The 23,246-nt window shown below is 40.1% G+C and carries 23 protein-coding genes and 1 pseudogene; 13 read left to right on the forward strand and 11 right to left on the reverse strand.

Translation table 11 applies throughout. The annotated features are described in order from the left end of the window. Position 1: 1 nt before the first annotated feature. From BXY_RS17775 to BXY_RS17790, 4 genes are all read right to left on the reverse strand, one after another. On the reverse strand, positions 2 to 424 hold the full coding sequence (locus BXY_RS17775; RefSeq protein ID WP_008021285.1) for an RNA-binding S4 domain-containing protein: 423 nt from the start codon (positions 422 to 424) through the stop codon (positions 2 to 4). A gap of 106 nt (positions 425 to 530) precedes the next feature. After that, positions 531 to 1,097, reverse strand: a complete 567-nt coding sequence (pth, locus tag BXY_RS17780; protein WP_032811507.1) for an aminoacyl-tRNA hydrolase — start codon at positions 1,095 to 1,097, stop codon at positions 531 to 533. A gap of 136 nt (positions 1,098 to 1,233) precedes the next feature. Then, a complete protein-coding gene (locus BXY_RS17785; protein ID WP_004309786.1) occupies positions 1,234 to 1,824 on the reverse strand; it encodes a 50S ribosomal protein L25/general stress protein Ctc in 591 nt (196 codons plus the stop codon). Positions 1,825 to 1,961: 137 nt separating this feature from the next. After that, a complete protein-coding gene (locus BXY_RS17790) occupies positions 1,962 to 2,363 on the reverse strand; it encodes a PUR family DNA/RNA-binding protein (RefSeq protein WP_004309787.1) in 402 nt (133 codons plus the stop codon). A 168-nt stretch (positions 2,364 to 2,531) separates the two neighbouring features. Here BXY_RS17790 and nusB point away from each other — a divergent pair, with 168 nt between their 5' ends. From nusB to BXY_RS17820, 6 genes are all read left to right on the forward strand, one after another. Continuing rightward, the gene (nusB, locus tag BXY_RS17795; protein ID WP_004313974.1) at positions 2,532 to 3,458 is read left to right on the forward strand and encodes a transcription antitermination factor NusB; all 927 of its coding nucleotides are present in this window, start codon (positions 2,532 to 2,534) and stop codon (positions 3,456 to 3,458) included. A 39-nt stretch (positions 3,459 to 3,497) separates the two neighbouring features. Beyond that, positions 3,498 to 3,821, forward strand: a complete 324-nt coding sequence (yajC, locus tag BXY_RS17800) for a preprotein translocase subunit YajC (RefSeq protein ID WP_004302063.1) — start codon at positions 3,498 to 3,500, stop codon at positions 3,819 to 3,821. A 21-nt stretch (positions 3,822 to 3,842) separates the two neighbouring features. After that, complete coding sequence (locus BXY_RS17805) at positions 3,843 to 4,856, forward strand: CdaR family protein (protein WP_004313972.1); 1,014 nt, start codon at positions 3,843 to 3,845, stop codon at positions 4,854 to 4,856. After that, positions 4,846 to 5,460 carry a dephospho-CoA kinase gene (gene coaE, locus BXY_RS17810; RefSeq protein WP_004313970.1) on the forward strand — a complete coding sequence of 205 codons (615 nt, stop codon included), beginning with the start codon at positions 4,846 to 4,848 and terminating at the stop codon, positions 5,458 to 5,460. The genes BXY_RS17805 and coaE overlap by 11 nt, the downstream gene beginning before the upstream one ends. A 24-nt stretch (positions 5,461 to 5,484) precedes the next feature. Continuing rightward, positions 5,485 to 5,913, forward strand: coding sequence for a DUF5606 family protein (locus BXY_RS17815; protein WP_004313967.1), 429 nt, complete (start codon positions 5,485 to 5,487; stop codon positions 5,911 to 5,913). Positions 5,914 to 6,146: 233 nt separating this feature from the next. Continuing rightward, positions 6,147 to 6,404 (forward strand): hypothetical protein, encoded by a 258-nt coding sequence (locus tag BXY_RS17820; RefSeq protein ID WP_015532573.1) that lies wholly within the window; start codon positions 6,147 to 6,149, stop codon positions 6,402 to 6,404. A 129-nt stretch (positions 6,405 to 6,533) separates the two neighbouring features. On the opposite strand, the gene clpB is transcribed toward BXY_RS17820, so the two are convergent. Then, entirely contained in the window at positions 6,534 to 9,122 is a 2,589-nt protein-coding gene (gene clpB / locus BXY_RS17825) for an ATP-dependent chaperone ClpB (protein WP_004313964.1), read from the reverse strand. 233 nt (positions 9,123 to 9,355) lie between these two features. Continuing rightward, the gene (locus tag BXY_RS17830) at positions 9,356 to 10,984 is read right to left on the reverse strand and encodes a plasmid pRiA4b ORF-3 family protein (RefSeq protein WP_015532574.1); all 1,629 of its coding nucleotides are present in this window, start codon (positions 10,982 to 10,984) and stop codon (positions 9,356 to 9,358) included. Between the two features lie 170 nt (positions 10,985 to 11,154). On the opposite strand from BXY_RS17830, the gene BXY_RS17835 reads away from it, so the two are divergent. Together BXY_RS17835 and BXY_RS17840 are read left to right on the forward strand one after the other, a co-directional pair. Then, complete coding sequence (locus BXY_RS17835) at positions 11,155 to 11,739, forward strand: DUF6621 family protein (RefSeq protein ID WP_009040390.1); 585 nt, start codon at positions 11,155 to 11,157, stop codon at positions 11,737 to 11,739. Between the two features lie 60 nt (positions 11,740 to 11,799). Next, on the forward strand, positions 11,800 to 12,696 hold the full coding sequence (locus BXY_RS17840) for a LysR family transcriptional regulator (protein ID WP_015532575.1): 897 nt from the start codon (positions 11,800 to 11,802) through the stop codon (positions 12,694 to 12,696). Here BXY_RS17840 and BXY_RS17845 read toward each other — a convergent pair. After that, positions 12,697 to 13,413: pseudogene (locus BXY_RS17845) on the reverse strand (PD-(D/E)XK nuclease domain-containing protein); the annotation flags it as partial. A 490-nt stretch (positions 13,414 to 13,903) separates the two neighbouring features. On the opposite strand from BXY_RS17845, the gene BXY_RS17850 reads away from it, so the two are divergent. From BXY_RS17850 to BXY_RS17860, 3 genes are all read left to right on the forward strand, one after another. After that, entirely contained in the window at positions 13,904 to 14,323 is a 420-nt protein-coding gene (locus BXY_RS17850) for a DUF1810 domain-containing protein (protein WP_008997494.1), read from the forward strand. Positions 14,324 to 14,339: 16 nt separating this feature from the next. Then, on the forward strand, positions 14,340 to 14,714 hold the full coding sequence (locus BXY_RS17855; RefSeq protein WP_074707239.1) for a YccF domain-containing protein: 375 nt from the start codon (positions 14,340 to 14,342) through the stop codon (positions 14,712 to 14,714). 122 nt (positions 14,715 to 14,836) lie between these two features. After that, positions 14,837 to 15,829, forward strand: a complete 993-nt coding sequence (locus tag BXY_RS17860; protein WP_004312517.1) for a YeiH family protein — start codon at positions 14,837 to 14,839, stop codon at positions 15,827 to 15,829. Between the two features lie 120 nt (positions 15,830 to 15,949). On the opposite strand, the gene recA is transcribed toward BXY_RS17860, so the two are convergent. The 4 genes from recA to BXY_RS17880 all read right to left on the reverse strand — a co-directional run bounded on the left by recA (position 15,950) and on the right by BXY_RS17880 (position 20,062). Then, positions 15,950 to 16,984 carry a recombinase RecA gene (gene recA / locus BXY_RS17865; protein WP_004312516.1) on the reverse strand — a complete coding sequence of 345 codons (1,035 nt, stop codon included), beginning with the start codon at positions 16,982 to 16,984 and terminating at the stop codon, positions 15,950 to 15,952. A gap of 26 nt (positions 16,985 to 17,010) precedes the next feature. After that, positions 17,011 to 17,466: a thioredoxin-dependent thiol peroxidase gene (gene bcp, locus BXY_RS17870; protein ID WP_004312515.1), complete on the reverse strand. Its 456-nt coding sequence runs from the start codon at positions 17,464 to 17,466 to the stop codon at positions 17,011 to 17,013. A 28-nt stretch (positions 17,467 to 17,494) separates the two neighbouring features. Beyond that, positions 17,495 to 18,688 carry a saccharopine dehydrogenase family protein gene (locus BXY_RS17875; RefSeq protein WP_004312514.1) on the reverse strand — a complete coding sequence of 398 codons (1,194 nt, stop codon included), beginning with the start codon at positions 18,686 to 18,688 and terminating at the stop codon, positions 17,495 to 17,497. A gap of 90 nt (positions 18,689 to 18,778) precedes the next feature. Beyond that, complete coding sequence (locus tag BXY_RS17880; RefSeq protein ID WP_004313953.1) at positions 18,779 to 20,062, reverse strand: hypothetical protein; 1,284 nt, start codon at positions 20,060 to 20,062, stop codon at positions 18,779 to 18,781. Between the two features lie 145 nt (positions 20,063 to 20,207). Between BXY_RS17880 and BXY_RS17885 the strand changes: the two genes are divergently transcribed. Then, on the forward strand, positions 20,208 to 20,996 hold the full coding sequence (locus BXY_RS17885; RefSeq protein WP_004313951.1) for an META domain-containing protein: 789 nt from the start codon (positions 20,208 to 20,210) through the stop codon (positions 20,994 to 20,996). 326 nt (positions 20,997 to 21,322) lie between these two features. After that, entirely contained in the window at positions 21,323 to 23,236 is a 1,914-nt protein-coding gene (gene dnaK / locus BXY_RS17890; protein WP_008021329.1) for a molecular chaperone DnaK, read from the forward strand. Positions 23,237 to 23,246 lie beyond the last annotated feature (10 nt).

Below are 23,246 nucleotides of genomic sequence, written 5' to 3' on the forward strand. Positions count from 1 at the left end.
ATTATTCTTCACTGTCAAAATCGAAATCAAAGTCGAAATCATCCATGAACTCCGGAGTTGTAAATTCTTCCAGTTCCCGACGATCTTTCTTGGTCGGACGTCCGGTTCCACGTGCACGGTCTACGAATCCGCTGATTTTACTCATTTCAAGCAGTTCGTATTGATCGGGAGTAGTTACGTTTTCCATCATTTCCGATACAAGTTTGGCTCCCACACGTTTTTCAATAGTTTGTAATACCTTGAATGAATAAGTGATAGGCGGTTTCTTCACCTGAATAACGTCTCCCGGTTTTATCATACGGGCAGCTTTGGCTAGAGAACCGTTGATGGTAATACGTCCTTTTTTGCAGGCTTCTGCTGCAATCGTACGTGTCTTGAAGATGCGGACAGCCCACATCCATTTATCTATTCTTGCTTCGGCCATTTTAGTTAGTTGTTTAGTGATAAGCAATTCGTTGGTTAGTATCAGTTGACGTTGTCATTTATCGCTAACCGTTCATTGCTATCTTTATTTTTATAGGACTAGTCTATTATTTTTTATTGAACTGGTTCATCGTGATGTCAATACCGGCGAGACAGAAACTTTTTATAATTTCCCCTGCCATCTCCAGTCTTTCATCCATTGTTTTCCAATCTTCGTCAGTGAAGTGTCCGAGTACATAATCAACCTGTCCGCCACGTGGAAAATCATTTCCGATACCAAATCGCAGGCGGGCATAGTTTTGAGTGCCCAGAATAGCGGCGATATGCTTCAATCCATTATGTCCTGCATCACTCCCTTTTCCCTTCAGGCGTAAAGTTCCAAAGGGAAGAGCCAGATCATCTACTACGATCAGTACATTTTCCAATGGAATATTTTCTTTCTGCATCCAATAGCGAACGGCCAGTCCGCTTAGGTTCATAAAAGTCGATGGCTTAAGCAAAATCAACTGGCGTCCTTTGATAGAAAAGCTGGTAGTGAATCCATATCGTCCATCCATAAAAGGAGGAGCGTTATTGATTCTAGCCAATGCTTCTACTGTCATGAATCCGATATTATGTCGCGTTTCATGATATTCGGGACCAATGTTTCCCAGTCCGACAACTAAGTATTTTATCATCGTATTTCCGTAAAACAGTTCATTAATATAGAAAGAGAAACGCAGATTAATACAAATTAATGCAGACTGAACATCTGCTTTAATCTGCATTAATCTGCGTTTGAAGTATATCTCTTTACAGGGATAATCTCAATTACTTACCAGCGGCTGCTGCTGCACCTCTTGCTGCACGAGTCAACTTAACAGCACATACAACGGCTTCTTTTGCACTAATCAGTTCAAGACCTTCGAAGCTCAATTCGCCAACTTTAACAGTCTTACCCAAGCCCAGGTGAGAAACGTTAACGGTCAACTTTTCAGGAATTACATTGTACAAAGCTTTCACTTTGATCTTACGCATCTGCAGTGCAAGTTTACCACCGGCTTTCACACCTTCTGCAAGACCTTCCAATTGTACAGGAACTTCCATTACGATAGGTTTAGCTTCGTCAATTTGATAGAAGTCAACGTGTAGGATAGTATCTTTTACCGGGTGGAACTGAATATCTTTCAGGATAGCGTTTACTTTTTTGCCATCGATAATCAGGTCTACAACGTAGATGTGCGGAGTATAAACCAAGTTACGAAGTCCTTCGTTAGTCACTGTGAAGTGAACTACTTCATTACCTCCGTAAAGTACACAAGGTACACCACCGTTTTTACGAATTTCTTTCAAAGCTCTTGCTTGTTCTGAAGAGCGTTCTGCAATTGTTCTTGCAGTTCCTTTTACTTCAATTGATTTCATTTCTTTAAAAAATTGTGTTACTCTAAATTAAGTTAGTTTGCTTAATTCACCATCACACGATGTGGATTATCACACGATGTTGCAAAAAAGCGGTGCAAAAGTACATCTTTTTTTTGAAATATCAAAGAGTTACTTTCTTAAAAGTCAATATCAATCTTAATTTCGCTCTCCAATTTGTTTTCCCGGGCTTCTTCGATTGCTTTCCGTTCATTTTCTTCATCAGCTTCGATGTTCAGGCGGGCGATATATTCGTTTGCGTCGCTGCACTCAATGAAATTGACTGCTTCTTCGAGTCCTGCCATAAACTTCTGAAAGTCTTCCCTATATAGGAAGATTTTGTGTTTCTCGAAACTAACTTGAGAATCATCGCCTTCTCCCGTTATCACTTTTTTGCTCTCTGTAATAGCCAGGAACATTTCATCTTTACGATTCTTTTTTACGTCGAGGTAATAGATGCGTTTACCTGCCTTAATGGACTTGGAGAATACGATCTCCTTATCATTCATGTCTGCGCTCATTTTCTTTTTTAAATCTTCCATATCTTTCGGTCCGTTTATAATCGGCTTCAAAATTGGATATTTTTTTTAAACTGTCAAAAGAAAAAGCGCAGAGAATCAAATACTGCATTAAAAAATGTGATTTATTAGTGGAAACTCATTAAAAATATCTACTTTTGCAGTTCGATAACAACAGTATTAATTTGAATTATGATCAACAGAGTTCTTATTCGTCTTAAGATTATACAGATAGTATATGCCTATTATCAGAATGGCAGCAAAAATCTAGACTCAGCGGAGAAAGAGTTATTCTTTAGTCTTTCAAAGGCGTATGACCTTTACAACTATTTGTTAATGCTGATGATAGCATTGACAGAGTATGCACAAAAACGTATTGATGCGGCAAAAGCTAAATTGGCACCTACGACAGAGGAATTGTATCCCAACAGGAAGTTCGTAGATAACAAGTTTATTGCTCAATTGGAAGTCAATAAACAATTGACGGAGTTTATAGCTAATCAGAAAAGAACCTGGACAAACGACCAGGATTTTATCAAAGAGCTTTATGAGAAAATTGTAGAAACCGATATCTATAAAGATTATATGGCTTCTGATGACAACTCATACGAAGCTGATCGTGAACTGTGGAGAAAAATCTATAAGACATACATCTTTAATAATGATTCTCTTGACCAGGTATTGGAAGACCAGAGTCTGTACTGGAATGATGATAAAGAAATTGTAGACACGTTCGTCTTGAAAACAATCAAACGCTTTGATGAAAAGAAGGGTGCCAACCAGGAACTGCTTCCGGAATTTAAGGATGACGAAGATCAGGAGTTTGCACGTCGTCTGTTCCGTCGCACCATTTTGAATTCTGACTATTACCGTCATTTGGTGAGTGAGAATACAAAAAACTGGGATTTGGACCGCATCGCATTTATGGATGTAATCATTATGCAGACTGCATTAGCAGAAATTCTTAGTTTCCCGAACATTCCGGTCAGTGTTTCGTTAAATGAATATGTAGAGATTGCGAAGTTGTATAGCACAGCTAAAAGCGGTAGCTTTATCAACGGTACGCTGGATGGAATAGTTAATCAATTAAAAAAAGAAGGTAAGTTGACTAAAAACTGATACCTTTGTCCATATAGTAGAAACTAAAACAGATTATTTATGAACGTATTGACTGTATTATTGCAAGCTCCTGCCGGTGCTGCCGGAGGTGGAAGTATGATGTGGATCATGCTGATAGCTATGTTTGTTATCATGTATTTCTTTATGATCCGTCCTCAAAATAAGAAGCAGAAAGAAATAGCTAATTTCCGTAAATCTCTTCAGGTAAATCAGAATGTGATTACTGCAGGTGGTATCCACGGAACAATCAAGGAAATTACTGACGACTATATAGTACTTGAGATTGCTTCTAATGTAAAGATTAAAATAGACAAGAATTCTATATTCGCTGATGCTTCAGCGGCTAGCAATCAGTCTAAATAAATAGTTGGTAAATAAATGCCTATGTTTGATCGTAGGAATATAAAATATACATATTTAAAACTATCTAAGAAAATTAAGGATTTTCTGCTCAGTGATAAGAGCAGAGAGTTCTTAATTTTTTTATTTTTCTTTCTGATAGCCGGTGGATTCTGGTTGCTTCAGACGCTCAATAATGATTATGAAGCGGAGTTTTCTATCCCGGTGCGAATGAAAGATCTTCCTAACAATGTAGTGTTGACTTCGGAACCTCCTTCCGAACTTCGTGTTCGAGTGAAAGATAAAGGGACAGTGCTTCTCAATTATATGTTGGGGAAAAGTTTCTTTCCGGTCAATCTAGGTTTTCTTGATTATAAAGGAAAAGATAATCATGTGAAAATTTATGCTTCCGACTTTGAGAAAAAAATATTAAGCCAACTGAATGTATCCTCCAAAATCCTATCGATCAAGCCGGATACATTAGAATATATCTATTCCGAAGGAAAGTCCAAGCTGGTTCCTGTTCGTTTTCAGGGGAAAGTGACAGCCGGACTTCAATATTATGTATCTGACACCATTTGTAAGCCGGACTCTGTATTGGTTTATGCTCCGGAAGGAATTTTGGATACTATAACAACTGCATATACTCAAAATATAACTTTGGAGAATATATCTGATACAACCCGGCGACGAATTCCGCTGACTTCTGAAAGAGGAGTGAAGTTTGTTCCGGCTTCGGTAGAAATGACTTTCCCGGTGGATATTTATACGGAGAAAACGGTCGAAGTGCCATTACATGGAGTTAATTTTCCGGCAGATAAGGTGTTACGTACTTTTCCTTCCAAAGTTCAGATTACTTTTCAAGTGGGCTTAAAACGGTTCCGCAGTATAAAAGCAAGCGATTTTATCATCAATATCTCTTATGAAGAATTGCTGAAGCTTGGCTCTGATAAATATACGGTTAAATTGAAGTCGTTTCCAAGTGGAATAAATCAAATACGTATTGTTCCCGAGCAAGTGGACTTCCTGATAGAACAAATTACTTCTAATGGCGATTAAGATTGGCATAACCGGTGGCATTGGTAGTGGAAAAAGTGTTGTTTCCAGGCTACTCGAAATAATGGGAATACCTGTCTATATATCAGATATAGAAGCAAAGCGAATTACACAGACAGATCCGGTGATTCGCCGGGGGCTTTGTGATCTGGTTGGTCAGGATGTGTTTCAGGGTGGAGAGTTGAATCGTTCTTTGTTGGCTTCTTATATGTTCGGTCATCAGGAGCATGTGCGGAAAGTGAATGAGATTATTCATCCGCAAGTGAAAGAAGATTTCCGACAATGGGCTGCCCGGTTGAAAAGTGAACTGCTGGTGGGTATGGAGTCTGCAATACTGGTGGAAGCTGGTTTTAAGGATGAAGTTGATTTTCTGGTTATGGTATATGCGCCGCTGGAAGTGAGAGTGGAACGTGCTGTAAAGCGGGACTGTTCGTCAAGAGAACTGGTGATGAAGCGTATCGAAGCTCAAATGAGTGATGAAGTAAAGAGAAGCCATGCCGATTTCGTGATAGTGAATGATGATGAAACACCGTTAATTCCACAGGTTTTGGAGCTTATTTCTTTGCTATCTAAAAATAATCATTACCTTTGCTCCGCAAAAAAATAATTAATAAATAAAAGGATATATACTATGTTGAAGACTATCTTGTCTATCTCAGGTAAACCGGGATTATACAAACTTATTTCGCAAGGAAAAAATATGTTGATTGTTGAATCAGTCAATGCTGAAAAGAAACGTTTCCCTGCTTATGGTAATGAAAAAATTATCTCTTTGGCAGATATAGCAATGTACACGGACGATGCAGAAGTTCCTTTGTATGATGTGTTGGAGTCAATAAAAGAGAAAGAAAAATCAGCGCAGGCTTCTATTGATCCGAAAAAAGCGACTCCCGAACAATTGCGTGAATACTTGGCTGAAGTATTACCTAATTTTGATCGTGAACGTGTATATGTAGCCGATATTAAGAAATTGGTTGCTTGGTATAACATCTTAATTTCTAATGGAATTACAGAATTCAAACCGGAAGGAGAGATTAAGGAAGAAGAAGTTGCAGAGTAATCTGTATAGTTTATTTAATAGGAATAAAGAACATGATAATCATTTAAGGTGGTTATCATGTTTTTTTATATAAACACTTGTAGGTTTAGGAAAAAATTAGTATTATTTGGGTAATCTTTTGCAATAATAAATATCTTCTACTTATGTTGTAAATAATGATGCTTTTTATGTATCTTTGTCGCTGTTCGCCATTCTTGGGAATATAGCTCGTGGATGCTGAATAACGTTTTTTAATGTTGGGTATGGAGACAATAACAAATAAAGAAGTAAACGTCCGTTTGGACAATGAAAAAGGGACATTATGCCTGACAGGTTTGTTGGCAGGTACAATGGTATTCCTTTACGATTCACTGGGAGAACTAAGAGGTAAACATAAGTTTGCTTTGCCTTCATTGACTATGGAAATACCCCAACCGGGCACTTATGTTTTGGTGATGAGTCATCCGAACTGCCAACCGGAAGTTCGGCGAATTACATATTTAGGAATATAAAAAAGGGGCTGCCTAACAAGTTTCTTTTTAACGATTTCACCCCTATCAGAGTTTAAACAAACTCTGATAGGAGTGATTTTCGATTTTAGGGACTTGTTTGACAGCCCCATTCTATTTGAATGATGACTTTTAATTTCTGAATACCAATCCGTCTCCGTCAGCATCAACGATAATTGCTTTGCTTCGGTCGACTTCCTGTGATAGTAACTTCTTGGATAGATCATTCAGCAGATAGCGTTGAATAGCCCTCTTCACCGGACGAGCTCCAAATTCAGGATCATAACCCACTTGCGATAAGAAGTTCAATGCTCCTTCTGTCAATTGCAGTTCCACTCCGTTTTCGGCAAGCATTTTCTGTACTCCCTTAATTTGTAAAAGTACGATTTGCTTGATTTCTTTTTCGTTCAATGGTAAGAACATAATCGTTTCATCAATACGGTTCAGGAATTCCGGACGAATTGTCTTTTTCAACATATTCATCACTTCCTTCTTCGTTTCTTCGATTACTTCTTCCTTATTGGAACCATGCAACTTCTCCATCTGACTTTGTATATAAGAACTGCCCATATTTGAAGTCATGATGATAATGGTATTTTTGAAGTTGACCACCCTTCCTTTATTGTCAGTCAGTCGTCCGTCATCCAATACCTGTAACAGAATATTGAAGACATCCGGATGAGCCTTTTCTATTTCGTCAAACAAAACAACAGAGTAAGGTTTCCGTCGTATAGCTTCTGTCAACTGACCGCCCTCATCGTATCCAACATATCCCGGAGGCGCTCCGACCAGACGGGAGACACTATGCTTTTCCTGATACTCACTCATATCGATACGAGTCATCATCGTTTCGTCATCAAACAGGAACTCTGCCAATGCCTTTGCTAATTCGGTCTTACCTACGCCGGTGGTTCCCAGGAAGATAAATGACCCGATCGGACGTTTCGGATCTTGTAATCCGGCACGGCTACGGCGCACAGCATCTGCCACCGCTTCAATCGCTTCGTCCTGACCAATTACACGTTGATGAAGTTCTTCTTCCAAGTGCAACAGTTTATCTTTTTCACTTTGCAGCATCTTGCTGACAGGAATACCAGTCCAGCGGGAAACAACATCAGCAATATCTTCAGCGTCTACCTCCTCCTTAATCATGGCTTTATCGCCTTGCATATCACGCAGTTGCTTTTGAGTATCTTCTATTTCTTTATCCAAAGCCTGAAGTTTACCATAACGGATTTCGGCTACTTTACCATAATCGCCTTCACGTTCGGCTTTTTCTGCTTCGAATTTAAGATTCTCTATCTCAACCTTGTTCTGCTGGATTTTATCCATCAGCGTTTTCTCACTTTGCCATTTAGCTTTAAAGGACTTTTCCTGTTCTTTGAGCTCGGCAAGTTCCTTACCGATAATTTCCAGTTTCGGTTTATCGTTTTCACGTTTGATAGCCTCGCGTTCAATTTCCAGCTGCTTGATTTTACGGGAAATCTCATCCAGTTCTTCAGGAACGGAATCTACTTCCATACGCAGTTTGGCTGCGGCTTCGTCCATCAGGTCAATGGCTTTATCCGGCAGGAAACGGTCGGTGATGTAACGGCTACTCAATTCGACGGCTGCAATGATTGCGTCGTCTTTGATACGTACGTGATGATGGTTCTCGTAACGTTCTTTCAATCCACGAAGGATGGAAATGGTACTCAAGTTATCCGGTTCGTCCACTTGCACGATTTGGAAACGACGCTCCAATGCTTTATCCTTTTCGAAGTATTTTTGATATTCGTCGAGGGTTGTTGCTCCGATGGAACGTAGTTCTCCACGAGCTAAGGCGGGCTTTAGAATGTTGGCAGCATCCATGGCACCTTCACCTTTTCCGGCACCTACCAGCGTGTGAATCTCATCAATGAACAGAATAATATCACCTTCTGATTTCTTCACTTCATTGACAACTGATTTCAATCGTTCTTCAAATTCACCTTTGTACTTTGCGCCGGCAACCAGTGCTCCCATATCCAGTGAATAAACTTGTTTGTTCTTCAGGTTTTCGGGCACGTCTCCGCGAAGAATACGATGTGCCAAACCTTCTACAATAGCCGTTTTACCGGTACCCGGTTCACCAATCAGAATCGGGTTGTTCTTTGTACGGCGGCTCAATATCTGTAATACTCGGCGGATTTCTTCATCACGTCCGATTACGGGATCCAGTTTTCCGCTACGGGCAGCTTCGTTCAGGTTGATAGCATACTTTTCCAATGATTGATAAGTATCTTCACTGGATTGTGATGTAACCTTTTCTCCTTTTCTCAATTCGCTGATAGCGTTGCGCAATTCTTTTTCCGTCATACCGGCATCTTTCAAGATCGTGGAGACGGTACTCTTAACAGTCAGCAATGCCAGTATGATAGGCTCTAATGAAACAAACTCGTCGCCCATTTCTTTAGAATACTGTGTTGCTTTCTGCAAAACTTCGTTGGATTCACGACTTAGATACGGTTCTCCGCCGGATACTTTCGGCAGGGAGTCGATTTGCTTGTCGACCACGAGAGCTACTTGCTGTCCATTCATACCAAGTTTTTGGAAGATGAAATTAGTGACGTTTTCGCCTACTTTCATTACTCCCTGCATGATGTGGACAGGTTCAATGGCTTGTTGTCCCCGGCTTTGTACCAGGTTTACGGCCTCCTGTACCGCTTCTTGAGATTTAATGGTAAAATTGTTAAAGTTCATATCTTTGTTCTCCTTTCTTATTTCACGTTTTTAATAACACCTAAAGGGGCTCAAAAGATTTGCCAAGTATAAAAATATGACAAAATAGCATGAGTATTAAGGAGTTAAAGGACAAAATGACCTTTTTTATCTAGATATGACTGACGAATTTACCATATACTCCACAGAATAGGATGGGCTTCAAAATAAGATGGGTTTTCAATGAAGTTTACTATTCTGTGGAGAAACAATTGTTAGAAGATTCTTATCGGGAAGTCTCTAAGCTCTCTTTCTACTTTTTTCGCATTAAATTTGTGTGCGTTGAAATTCTTTCCCAACCATTCCCGATATTCTTTTGCAGCTTTTGAGTGTGGTTGTTTTAATGCCTCCAACATCTCTTGGTAACCATATATTCCTCCGCAATCTTCGGGTGGACATGCATTTGCTCCGTCTATGAGAAAGATGCCTTGTGTTTCGTCCTTTTTATATGCTTGTTGCGATTCCAGAGTAATCCGATGCACCCAACTATCTCCGAAATCATATTCATATTTAATATGTGAGCCTTTTCGGGTAAGGATCTCTCCTAAAGAGAGAGAGTAGGAGTTGACTGTATTATTGGGATCAAACAAAAGATCATCACCGTATTCATCGGCTGTATATATTGTTTTCCCTTTTTGAAACAGATGCAAGTGATAGCCTTCCCACCCCATTGCGGTATTTATGACATCCGCAAAATTTTCCAGACGGATGTTGGAAGGAACTTCCACTATACGATATATTTCCGGGTCGGAATTAATCAAAGAAATTTTTATATTGAGCTTTTTAGAGGTTTGTTCTTCAATGTAGAAAGATTCGTCGTATTCATCATCGTCAAACTCGTCATCGTATTCTTCATCAAATTCGTTATCATCAAATTCATTATTCCCATTGAAGGCAAAGAACTCATTCAATAAGTTCATTAGTTCTTCCATACTGTCCACTTCCAATCCCTTCAGTTCTGCGTGTGGCATTTCTTTTTTTATTTCTTTGATTCCTCTTCTCGTTAATGTATTGGGAATTTTGAATCGTTTATAGATTTTTTCCAATATAGGCAACGTTTCTATGGCACGGATATTCATCAACGTATTTGTGATATAGTCAATTATCGCGATATTATTATCTTCCCCACGCTCAAACCGATCGTAATAAGAATTCAATAATTGGCAGAACCAGTTAATAATTTCCAATCTTCGTTCAGGGTTGGTTATGGCAATTTGTGCGACAGCACTACAAATATCTTCTTTTCCGAAAGGAGCGATTCCGTCTTCATTCATGAAACTAAATAGCAAAGGCAATTGGTGCTGTCCGAGTTGGTAAATGATGGCAATGGTAGCTTCATCCTGTACGAGGTGGCAATAGGAAGCGAGGAAAGTCGGACTTTGCCGCATTATTTCCAAGATGATATTTAAAGAAGATTCCATTCGGTAATGTTCCATCGCCCAGTAGATATACCATAACTTAAAAGGTCTGTCTTCTTCTTTTGCGTTTTCGAGAGGTCCTTGATAATGGATGAATAGATGTAGGATAAAGTTGCGCAAATCTTTTTCTAATTCGGCAGCGGGTACTGTCGTGCAATCTTTTTTAAACTCGTCAAATGGGTAGTCTTTGCATGTCTGCATATCCCAAAGCCTTTGCAGGTAAGCTGCAATGGGGGTTGCTTCCGAGCTATAGTCCGGATGTTGATAGTGATAGAAAGCTTCTTCCATTTGTTGGTAGATTTTTTCTAATCCGTTATTGCTTAATATATCTATCACTTCCTGTTGTTCTTCAGGTGTAAACAAGTTTAATACTTCGGTCATAATCGCATCGAGATCAATCGAAGTTTGGTTCTTTTTTTTATTCATTATCGTGCCATTTAATAAATTTGTCAATTTTCTCCAAAGGTACGCCTCTTTATTGAGTAATAGCCTGATAATTTCTCTTTTTTTTAAATATTCTTTCCGGAGAAGATAAGAAAGTTTATCTTTGTCCTATAGTAGAGAGTAAATCTGTTTTCTAATTGATGACTAATGATATGAATGATAAACCACAAATAAAATTATCAGAGACAGTGGTGCTGATTGATGCTGCTTTCCTGAATTTCGTAATTACGGATATGAAGAGATACTTCGAAGAGACTTTGCAACGTTCTTTACAAGAGATCGATCTTTCGATGTTGACTACCTATTTGACTTTGGATGCTGGGATTGCGGAAGGAAAAAATGAAGTGCAGTTTCTTTTTGTTTATGATAAAGAGTCAGGTAATCTTGCGCATTGCCAGCCTTCTGACTTGGAGAAAGAGTTGAATGGAGTTGCTTTTCAAAGCCCTTATGGAGAATATTCGTTTGCCAGTGTTCCGTCGGAAGGGATGGTGTCGAGAGAGGACTTGTTTTTAGACTTATTATCCATTGTAGCCGATTCGGCCGATGTGAAAAAAATGATTCTGGTATCTTTCAATGAAGAATATGGAAAGAAAGTGACTGATGCTTTGAATGAAGTACAGGGCAAGGAGATTGTCCAATTCCGAATGAACGAACCGGATACTCCGGTAGCTTATAAATGGGATATGTTGGCTTTTCCTGTCATGCAGGCATTGGGAATCAGAGCCGATGAATTATAGGCATAGCTACCCATTTCAGTCATTAATCGCTAATCACTAATAAGTTAATCACTATTTTCCATGTCCGATTTTCGTTTAAAAGTATTTCAGAGCGTGGCGAAGAATTTAAGTTTCACGAAGGCTTCGCAAGAGCTGTTTGTCAGTCAGCCTGCTATCACTAAGCACATTCAGGAACTGGAAGCTTATTATCAGACTCGTTTGTTCGATCGTCAGGGCAGTAAGATCTCCTTGACTAAGTCCGGAGAACTATTATTGAAACATAGCGAAAAGATTTTGGACGATTATAAACAGCTGGAATATGAGATGCATTTGTTGCATAATGAATATATCAGCGAACTGAAACTGGGTGCCAGTACTACGATTGCGCAATATGTACTTCCTCCTTTGTTGGCGGATTTTATAGCCAAGTTTCCACAGATCAATCTTTCTTTGATTAATGGAAATTCTCGGGGAGTGGAAGCTGCTTTACAAGAACATCGGATTGATTTGGGATTGGTTGAAGGTATCTTCCGTTTGCCTAATCTGAAGTATACTCCATTTTTGCAAGACGAACTGGTTGCTGTGGTTCATACCCATAGTAAATTGGCTGTTTCGGATGAGATCGCTCCGGAAGATTTGCCAAATATCCCCTTAGTTTTGCGGGAGAGAGGTTCAGGAACGTTGGATGTGTTTGAGCGTTCCCTGTTACGCCATAATTTAAAACTTTCTTCTTTGAATGTATTGATGTATCTCGGTAGTACGGAGAGCATCAAGCTTTTTTTGGAACATACAGATTGTATGGGAATTGTTTCTATCCGTTCTGTTTATAAGGAACTGGTTGCCGGTAATTTTCGTGTAGTTGAGATAAAAGGAATGCCCATGCAGCGCGAGTTTAATTTTGTACAACTGCAAGGGCAGGAGGGAGGTTTATCTCAAGCTTTCATGCGATTTGCCGGGCATCACAGTAAGAGTTTGTAATCAAACCTCTTCCATACGGACTAATTCCCAGCCACAGAATTGTATGACAATGCAGTGAAGTTGAGTTCCCTGACATAGTTGGCGGACTTTCGGACCGGCAGCATAACCATGAATTTGTTCAACGGCTTCCTGCCATTGTGCGGTGCCTTGGGTGTCGTATTTTTCTTTCGGCAGATATTTTAATTCCAAGATATAGCTATGCGCTACTTCTGCGTAACGTTGCAGATCGGGCATTAGAAACATATCGCAAAAGCCGTGATTCAGTTCTACTTCAGGCATTGTGAGGTAGTAGGCGTTCACGCTAAGGTAAGCGGTGAAGAATCCCTGAATGTTACGTTCGCCCTCAATGCTGCTGCGTACGGAAGTATTCTCCTTATAAGCTTTGGATATGAATTCCAATGCCGGTCGCCATTGTCCGTCAAAAGCCATATCATTGAATAAAATCTCTATATCTATCAGGTTGATATAATGGTGATTCTGATATTCTTCCAGGATATATTCATAATATTGTTTACGGACATTCGTGTTGGGAATTCCCAGGATAGTCAGATTTCCACGTGTTCCGATGATAGTTAGCATACCATAATAAAATAATAGGCTGGGGAATATTTCCGGATTCGTAATTTGATCGGCAGAAAAAGACTGGTATAGGTTAGTCATGATTTTCCCTTCTTCGGCAATTCGTTTGATAACGCCTTTGCGGTTACCGTCATACTTATATCAAATACACAGAAAAAATAGCCCATCCTGTTGTGTATACATTTGATAGTGATAACTATGTCACAACTATGAGCAGGAATGAGTCTTCAAAAAAATACGTGTGGATTATGATGTTGTTGGGAATATGCCTAAAAGTTCCGAGTATCCGGCAGCTGGTTATGAATATGAAATTATCAACAAAAGAGAAACAGAGGTAGAAACCAATAAGAATATCTGTAAATATTCATTTCTTTATAATAAATGATTTATACGAAGCAAATAATCAAACGTTAACTTCTATGACAAAACTATACTTCCGAACCGTATTTAGCGGTTCGGACTTTTTGTATGTATAACTTATGTTTCATATGTGAAACAAAAAAGCTATATTTGTATTCAATATATGAAACAATATCTGATATGGGCAAGGAATGGATAAGGTTGATAATTGATGAGAATCAAGGGATTGTGAAGGAGATAACATTTATTTTAAGGCAAAAATATGAATATGCCAAACTATAATTTACAACGATTCTTGGACGCGCAGCAAAGCGACTATGAACAAGCCCTTACAGAAGTGGGAAACGGGCGGAAATATTCCCACTGGGTTTGGTATATATTTCTTCAACTGAAAGGGTTGGGTATGAGTTATAACTCCCAGTATTATGGGATTAGCGGCAAAGAAGAGGCAGAAGCATATCTTACCTATCCGGTTTTGGGAGAAAGGCTTCGTGAGATAACGTCAGTTTTTCTTCAATTGAAAAATAAAACGGCACAGGAGGTTTTTGGTTCGTTAGATGCGATGAAAGTATTATCATGTATGACGCTCTTTAATGAAGTCGCTTCAGATGATTTGTTTCAGCAAGTGATAGATCGCTATTATCAGGGTAAAGTGGATGAGACAACAAAAAGAAAATTGGAAAAATAACTAATACAATTTATATATGGGCTGTTTAATGAATTTATTGTGGTTGTTGCTTGGTGGTATTTTTACTGCCGTTGAATACCTCATTTCAAGTATATTGATGATGCTTACCATTATTGGTATTCCGTTTGGTATGCAAACCTTGAAACTGGCAGGACTTGCTTTGTGGCCTTTCGGTAAAGAAGTAAGAAGTGGAAACCGCTCTAGCGGTTGCCTTTATATATTGATGAATATCCTGTGGATATTTTTGGGTGGCATTTGGATCTGTCTGTCCCATTTGGTTTTCGGGGCTATATTGTGTATCACTATCATTGGTATTCCTTTTGGCTTACAGCACTTTAAATTGGCAGCTTTGGCATTATCACCTTTTGGGAAAGACATTATAACAGTGTAAGAGTAGTTGTAGGGAAGCGTATGCTTATAATTAAAAGTTATAATGCATAATTAGAAACTATTGGCGGGTCTTGATTGTTTACCGTACCTTTGCAGCCGGAAAACAATTAAAGATAAAAAGATATGATTTCAACAGCTACAAAAACTTTGCAGGCAAATAATAAAATGATTTATGTTGCACTGCTTTCTACTCTGACTTTCTTTCTTTTTTTAGACTATATTCCAGGATTGGAAGCATGGTCGGCTTGGGTAACTCCTCCGGTTGCTTTGTTCCTCGGACTTATTTTTGCATTGACTTGCGGACAAGCGCATCCTAAGTTTAATAAGAAAACCTCTAAATATCTGTTGCAATATTCAGTTGTAGGATTGGGATTTGGTATGAATCTTCATTCTGCTTTAGCTTCCGGTAAGGAAGGCATGGAGTTTACGGTCATTTCGGTGATCGGAACCTTGGTAATAGGTTGGTTTATTGGACGTAAGTTGTTCAAGATCGACCGTAATACAGCTTATCTTATCAGTTCGGGAACTGCTATCTGTGGTGGTAGTGCTATCGCAGCAGTGGGACCAGTGTTGAAAGCGAAGGACAGTGAAATGTCTGTGGCATTGGGTACTATCTTTATCTTGAATGCTATCGCACTTTTCATTTTCCCTGCCATTGGTCATGCATTAAATATGGATCAGCAACAATTCGGAACATGGGCGGCCATTGCCATTCATGATACCAGTTCTGTAGTAGGTGCAGGAGCTGCTTATGGCGAAGAAGCATTGAAAGTGGCAACCACTATTAAACTGACCCGTGCGCTTTGGATTATCCCGATGGCTTTTGCTACTTCCTTTATTTTCAAGAGCAAAGGACAAAAGATAAGTATTCCATGGTTTATCTTCTTCTTCGTGTTGGCATTGGTAGTAAACACTTATTTGCTGGATGGAGTACCACAATTGGGAGCGGCTATTAACGGTATTGCCCGTAAAACTCTGACGATTACCATGTTTTTCATCGGTGCTTCTCTTTCTATTGATGTATTGAAAGCAGTTGGAATAAAGCCTTTGGTTCAAGGGATTTTGCTTTGGGTAATAATCAGCTTGAGCACATTGGCATACATTTATTTTGTATAAGAGGAAAAAAGAGAGAATTATATAAAAGAGAAAAAGGTGGGAGAATGATCGTAGTAAACGATTTTCTCCCACCTTTGTTTATTCAGTTTTAGTCTGTGGATAAAGCAGAATTAAAGCAAATTATTTCTTCTTCAATTCTTCAAAGATTAATCCTTCCAGTTCTTCAGCCAGTTCAGGATTATCCATGATGCATTGTTTGGCGGCATCACGTCCTTGTCCTAACTTAGTATCGTTGTAGCTATACCATGAACCGCTCTTCTTGATGATTCCCAAGTCAGCACCCAAGTCGATGATTTCTCCGGAATGGGAGATACCCTCACCGAACATGATGTCAAATTCTGCTTTGCGGAAAGGAGGTGCTACTTTATTCTTCACCACTTTCACCTTAGTCAGTTTACCGAGAATCTCTTCGCCATCTTTGATCGGTTGGCTACCACGGATATCCAAACGTACAGAAGCGTAGAACTTCAAAGCATTACCACCGGTTGTTGTTTCCGGGTTACCGAACATAACACCGATCTTCTCACGCAACTGGTTGATGAAAATACAAGTAGTACGTGTCTTGCTCACAGCAGCTGTCAACTTACGAAGAGCCTGCGACATCAAACGTGCTTGAAGGCCTACTTTGTTATCACCCATGTCGCCTTCGATTTCCGCTTTAGGAGTCAGTGCAGCTACAGAGTCAATAACGATGATGTCGATAGCAGAAGAACGAATCAGTTGTTCCGCAATCTCCAACGCTTGCTCGCCGTTATCCGGTTGAGAGATATAAAGATCATCGATATTTACGCCCAGTTTAGATGCGTAGAAACGGTCGAAAGCGTGTTCGGCATCAATAAAAGCAGCGATACCGCCGGCCTTTTGTGCTTCAGCAATGGCGTGGATAGCCAATGTTGTTTTACCGGAAGACTCCGGGCCATAGATTTCGATGATTCTACCTCTAGGGTAACCTCCAACGCCAAGTGCCACGTTCAGGGCAATAGAGCCTGTCGGGATCACTTCTACTTGTTCAACACTATCATCACCCATTTTCATGATAGAACCTTTACCGAAGCTCTTTTCTATCTTTTCCATGGCAGCCTGTAAGGCTTTTAGTTTTTCGCTTGATGCCATTTTATTATCTGTTTCAAAATTAAGTTCGTCTTTTTTTGCCATACCTTATTCTTATATAATTAATGGAGTTATTGATTTAAAATCTGTGAGGCATGTTCTTTGGTTTTCACTTCTTTGGGAGTGATAATCCGTTCTACGATTCCCTCTTCATTAATCAGGAAAGTAGTGCGGAAAGTACCCATGTAAGCACGTCCGTACAGTTTCTTTTCTCCCCATACTCCAAATTCTTCTACTAACTTTTTGTCAGTGTCAGCTATCAGAGTGAAAGGAAGATTGTTCTTTTCGATGAATTTCTGGTGCGACTTTTCATTGTCTACGCTGACACCGATTACTTCATAGCCGGCTTTACGTAGTTCGGAATAGTTGTCGCGCAGGTTACACGCTTGTGCGGTGCAACCTGATGTACTGTCCTTTGGGTAGAAGTACAACACAATTTTTTTTCCTTTATAAGCACTTAAACGGATTTCTTCGCCTTTCTCATTGATACCCAAGACTTCCGGTGCTTTATCTCCTACGTTTATCATAACTTTCTTTTAATGAATAGGTGTACGCTTATAATTCCAAATCCTTGTCGAACTCTTCATGCCAGGGAAGACCTTGCTTATTGAGTTGTTCCATGAACGGATCCGGATTGAATTCTTCTACATTGTTTACACCCGGACGATTCCATTCGCCTTTGAAGAACATCATGGCTCCAATCATTGCCGGAACTCCGGTGGTGTAGCTTACTCCCTGCATACCGGTTTCCTGATAAGCTTCCTGGTGACTACAGTTGTTGTATACATAGTAAGTACGTTCCTTACCGTCTTTCAGACCACGGATACGGCAACCGATAGAAGTTTCTCCTTCGTAGTTTTCTCCTAAATCCTGCGGGTTAGGCAATACAGCCTTCAAGAATTGCAATGGTACAATCTTCATTCCGTTGTAATCAACCTCGTCGATTCGTGCCATACCGATGTTTTGGATAACGCGTAAATGAGTTAAATACTCCTGTCCGAAAGTCATCCAGAAACGTGCACGTTTGATAGTCGGATAATGTTTCACCAAAGATTCCAGTTCTTCGTGATAAAGAAGATAAGAGTCACGCGGACCGATGTTCGGGTATGTCAGGTCTTTATGGATTTCCAGCGGACCGGTAGTTACCCATTTGCCATTTTCATAATAGCGTCCGTTTTGTGTAATCTCGCGAATGTTGATCTCCGGATTGAAGTTTGTAGCAAAAGCCTTATGATGGTTACCTGCATTGCAGTCTACAATGTCCAGATATTGAATCTCATCAAAATAATGTTTAGCTGCATAGGCAGTATAGATACCGCTTACTCCCGGGTCGAATCCGCAGCCGAGGATAGCTGTCAGACCTGCTTCTTTGAAACGATCGTGATAAGCCCACTGCCAGCTGTATTCAAAATGAGCTTCATCTTTCGGCTCATAGTTGGCGGTGTCCAGATAGTTCACTCCGGCTTTCAGACAAGCTTCCATAATCGTCAGATCCTGATAAGGGAGAGCCACATTAATCACCATTTCGGGTTTGAAATCGTTGAATAAGGCTACCAGCTCCTCTACATTGTCTGCGTCAACTTTTGCTGTTTTTATATTGGGGTTACCTATTGCCTCGACGATTTTATCGCATTTCTCTTTCGTACGACTGGCAATCATGATATCTGTAAATACATCGGCATTTTGTGCCACTTTGTGTGCAACGACAGTGCCAACACCGCCTGCACCAATAATAAGAACTCTACCCATTTCTGTATTTAATGAATTATAATTTATGATTTATTGGTTTGGCAAATATACGTGATTATTTTCAGATAATCATTGCGCAGCTACTCCTTTTTATTTGTAACGTTGCAAGGTTCCGTTTTCGAATTCCAGCGTTTTGCCATTGTAGAACCAGGTTTCGAAACGACTGTCTTTTTTCAGCTCGATTTCTATCGGATCACCAATGGATAAACGACATTCTACCGTACTCATCCCTGCCTCTAAATCTCCCCGGGAGATAATCTGCCAACGGCTTTCTGTAATGCCCGGATATTTTTTATGTATATCCTCGAATCCGAAAAAGTCCTCGATATAATTATCATTTTTGACAATCACGTCATATTTCAGATCTGTTTCCAATTCGTAGATTGCCCCGTCCCTGTCCGTTAATGACAGAGTAGCCAGGCTGCCGGGAGGAGATAATTTAATCTCTTTTATTTGCAGAACCGTATATCGGGGCAAGTGAACACGTGATTCGGTCTGCTTATCTTCAAAAGATACGATTCTTTTGGCCGGCAGCATCTTTTTAGGATAAACGGTCATTCCCAAGTATTTATTTTTCAGGCTTTCAATAGTACCCAGACTCTTGTTAGTGAAACTGAATGCATTTGAAAAATATTTCATTCTCTTTTCGCCTTGAAAATCATTCAGGTCCATGCCGGAGTTCGTTCGCGAGAGAGCGACTTCCAGATAATAAGAATGTCCCTGTGTATCTTTGAATACGATTTTCACTGGATATGCCTGACTGCCGACTCCAATAGCGGTAATTGTAGCTTCCGTATTGACAGGAATTGCTATATCCCGATAGCCGGAATAATTGTTGGCATCGTCTACTCGGGCACTTTCAGATTGTATATAGACTGTTTTTCCTATTAACAACTCTTTGGCAGTATCTACATCTTTCAGATAAACCAATCCATTGATACCGGCACGGGGAGCCTTTTCGCAAATCTCGTCCAGCCTCATGTTCTTTATGTCATAATAATATTTTTCTCCCTCACATTCGAATACGAAGCGAGTGGAATAGTTGGTCCCGGTTGATATATTTTGAGCCTTCTCTTCTGTTCCCGTGAAAGTGAGAATCTTGTGCTTCAGCAGGCTGTTGTCTATTCCTTTTTCGGTGTCGTAGCTGGAAAGAGTAGGAAGGAACATGTTCCGTGTAGAAGGAACAAACATAAACTTCATTCCGGGTGTCCATTTACACAGCGGTTGCAGTGGAAAGTTATTCTTAATGAATTGTTCTTCTTCACCTACAGGGATTTCCTGCGTGGAAGGAGTAGTGACAATGTAATCACTTTGAGCTGTGATAGGACACGTGCCACAACAGAATAGAATTAAAGACAGGACAATTATTCTCATATTTGTTTACTTTAAGTGAACTATGTAAATTGTTCGTTTGTTGTATATCTATTGGCAAATGTATATATTTTATGTTGTATTGGATGTTATTTTCCAATCTTTTTGATATCTTTGCCCCCGATTTTAACTTAAACGTTATAACAATATGAAGAAAGTATTTGTTTCAATTTGCATTGCTGGTGCAGCACTTGCAATGTCTTCGTGCCGTTCGGTTGAGAAGGCAATCCCCCTGTCATCTATCAATGGTGAATGGAATATTATAGAAGTCAACGGCTCGAAAATTGCTCCGGGCGAAAGTAGAACCCTTCCTTTTATCGCTTTTGATACAGCGACCGGTCGTGTGTCCGGCAATAGCGGATGTAATCGTATGATGGGCAGTTTCGATGTAAATGCGAAGCCGGGAAGCCTTGAACTTACAGGGATGGCTAGTACCCGAATGATGTGTCCGGATATGACTACTGAAAATAATGTATTGAATGCTTTTGCGCAAGTAAAAGGATACAAGAAGGCAGGTAAAGATAAGATGTATCTTTGCAATTCGTCCAACCGTCCGGTTGTCGTTCTACAAAAGAAGGAGGCTGATGTGAAACTTTCAGTTTTGAATGGAGAATGGAAAATTAAAGAAGTGAATGGTGAAGCAATTCCTTCCGGTATGGAAAAACAACCTTTCATTGCTTTTGATGTGAAGAAAAAGACCATTCATGGCAATGCCGGATGTAATTTGATTAATGGTGGTTTTGAAACCAGTACAAGTAATGCCAAATCTATTTCTTTCCCGGGAGTAGCAAGCACAATGATGGCTTGTCCTGATATGGAAACAGAAGGTAAGGTGCTGAAAGCTATCAATGAAGTGAAATCATTCGATGTGTTGTCCGGTGGTGGCATTGGTTTGTATGACGCAAACGGTGCATTGGTCATCGTGCTGGAAAAGTAATAAAGAAGAGTTATATATAATAGGATATGCCTGTGTCGCACTTGACGATGCAGGCATATTTTTTTTCCTTTATCGAACCAGAGCCGCCTGTATTTGTTTAAAGAAACAGTTGCTGATTGGCTTTGAATATGACTATGTCAGCAGTGTTTATTTATTAAAACTGTCTTTTTGGCAGATATTATGTCATGCATTCGTATAATTTCCTTTTGGCACACGGTTTGCTTTTTAATAAGCGTCCGTTCGCGGCGAAGCTCCCTGATAAGAGCAGAGAAACAACCGGACAAAAAGAAATCATTGAATAAATAATAAATAAAAAAATAACGATCATGGGAAAAATTATTGGTATTGACTTAGGAACTACAAACTCTTGTGTTGCCGTATTCGAAGGTAACGAACCTGTAGTAATTGCAAACAGTGAAGGTAAGCGTACAACTCCTTCTGTTGTCGCTTTCGTTGATGGTGGCGAACGTAAAGTGGGTGATCCTGCAAAACGTCAGGCTATTACGAACCCTACACGTACAATCTTCTCTATCAAACGTTTCATGGGTGAAAATTGGGATCAGGTACAAAAAGAAGTGACTCGTGTTCCTTATAAAGTAGTGAAAGGTGACAACAACACTCCGCGTGTTGACATCGACGGACGTCTGTATACTCCGCAGGAAATCTCTGCAATGATTCTTCAGAAAATGAAGAAGACTGCCGAAGACTACCTTGGACAGGAAGTAACAGAAGCAGTCATCACCGTTCCTGCTTATTTCTCCGACTCTCAACGTCAGGCTACAAAAGAAGCCGGACAGATTGCCGGTCTGGAAGTAAAACGTATTGTAAACGAACCGACAGCCGCAGCTCTTGCTTACGGTCTGGATAAGGCTCACAAAGATATGAAGATTGCTGTATTCGACCTTGGTGGTGGTACATTCGATATCTCTATCCTCGAATTTGGTGGTGGTGTATTTGAAGTACTTTCTACAAACGGTGATACTCACCTTGGTGGTGACGACTTCGACCAGGTAATCATCAACTGGTTGGTACAGGAATTCAAGAACGATGAAGGTGCTGACTTGACTCAGGATCCGATGGCTTTGCAACGTCTGAAAGAAGCTGCTGAAAAAGCTAAGATTGAGCTTTCTTCTTCTACAAGTACAGAAATCAACTTGCCGTATATCATGCCGGTAGGTGGTGTGCCTAAGCACTTGGTGAAGACTTTGACTCGTGCAAAATTCGAATCTCTGGCTCACGAATTGATCCAGGCTTGTCTTGAACCATGTAAGAAAGCAATGAGCGATGCAGGTTTGAACAATGCTGATATTGATGAAGTAATCCTTGTTGGTGGTTCTTCACGTATTCCGGCTGTTCAGAAGTTGGTAGAAGATTTCTTCGGCAAGGCTCCTTCTAAAGGTGTGAATCCGGATGAAGTGGTAGCTATTGGTGCTGCTGTGCAGGGTGCTGTTTTGACAGACGAAATCAAAGGTGTAGTATTGTTGGATGTTACTCCGCTGTCAATGGGTATCGAAACACTGGGTGGTGTAATGACTAAGTTGATCGATGCTAACACTACCATTCCGGCTCGTAAGAGTGAAACATTCTCTACTGCTGCTGATAATCAAAGTGAAGTTACGATTCATGTATTGCAGGGAGAACGTCCGATGGCTGCCCAGAATAAATCAATCGGTCAGTTCAATTTGTCTGGTATTGCTCCGGCTCGTCGTGGTGTTCCTCAAATTGAGGTTACATTCGATATCGATGCGAACGGTATCTTGAAAGTATCTGCTAAAGATAAGGCTACCGGTAAAGAACAAGCTATCCGTATCGAAGCATCCAGCGGTTTGAGCAAGGAAGAAATCGAAAAGATGAAGGCTGAAGCTGAAGCTAATGCTGAAGCAGATAAGAAAGAACGTGAAAAAATCGATAAACTGAACCAGGCTGACAGCGTAATCTTCCAGACTGAAAATCAGTTGAAGGAATTAGGTGATAAGTTGCCTGCTGATAAGAAAGCTCCGATTGAAGCTGCTTTGCAGAAATTGAAAGATGCTCACAAAGCACAGGACTTGGCTGCTATCGATACTGCTATGGCAGAAATCAATACTGCCTTCCAGGCTGCAAGTGCTGAAATGTACGCACAGGGTGGTGCACAAGGTGGTGCACAGGCTGGTCCTGATATGAACGGTGGTGCTGGTCAGCAAGATAATAGCAAGCACGGAGATAACGTTCAGGATGCTGACTTTGAGGAAGTCAAATGATTCCGATAAG

It is taken from the genome of Bacteroides xylanisolvens XB1A (assembly GCF_000210075.1).
Classification (GTDB): domain Bacteria; phylum Bacteroidota; class Bacteroidia; order Bacteroidales; family Bacteroidaceae; genus Bacteroides; species Bacteroides xylanisolvens.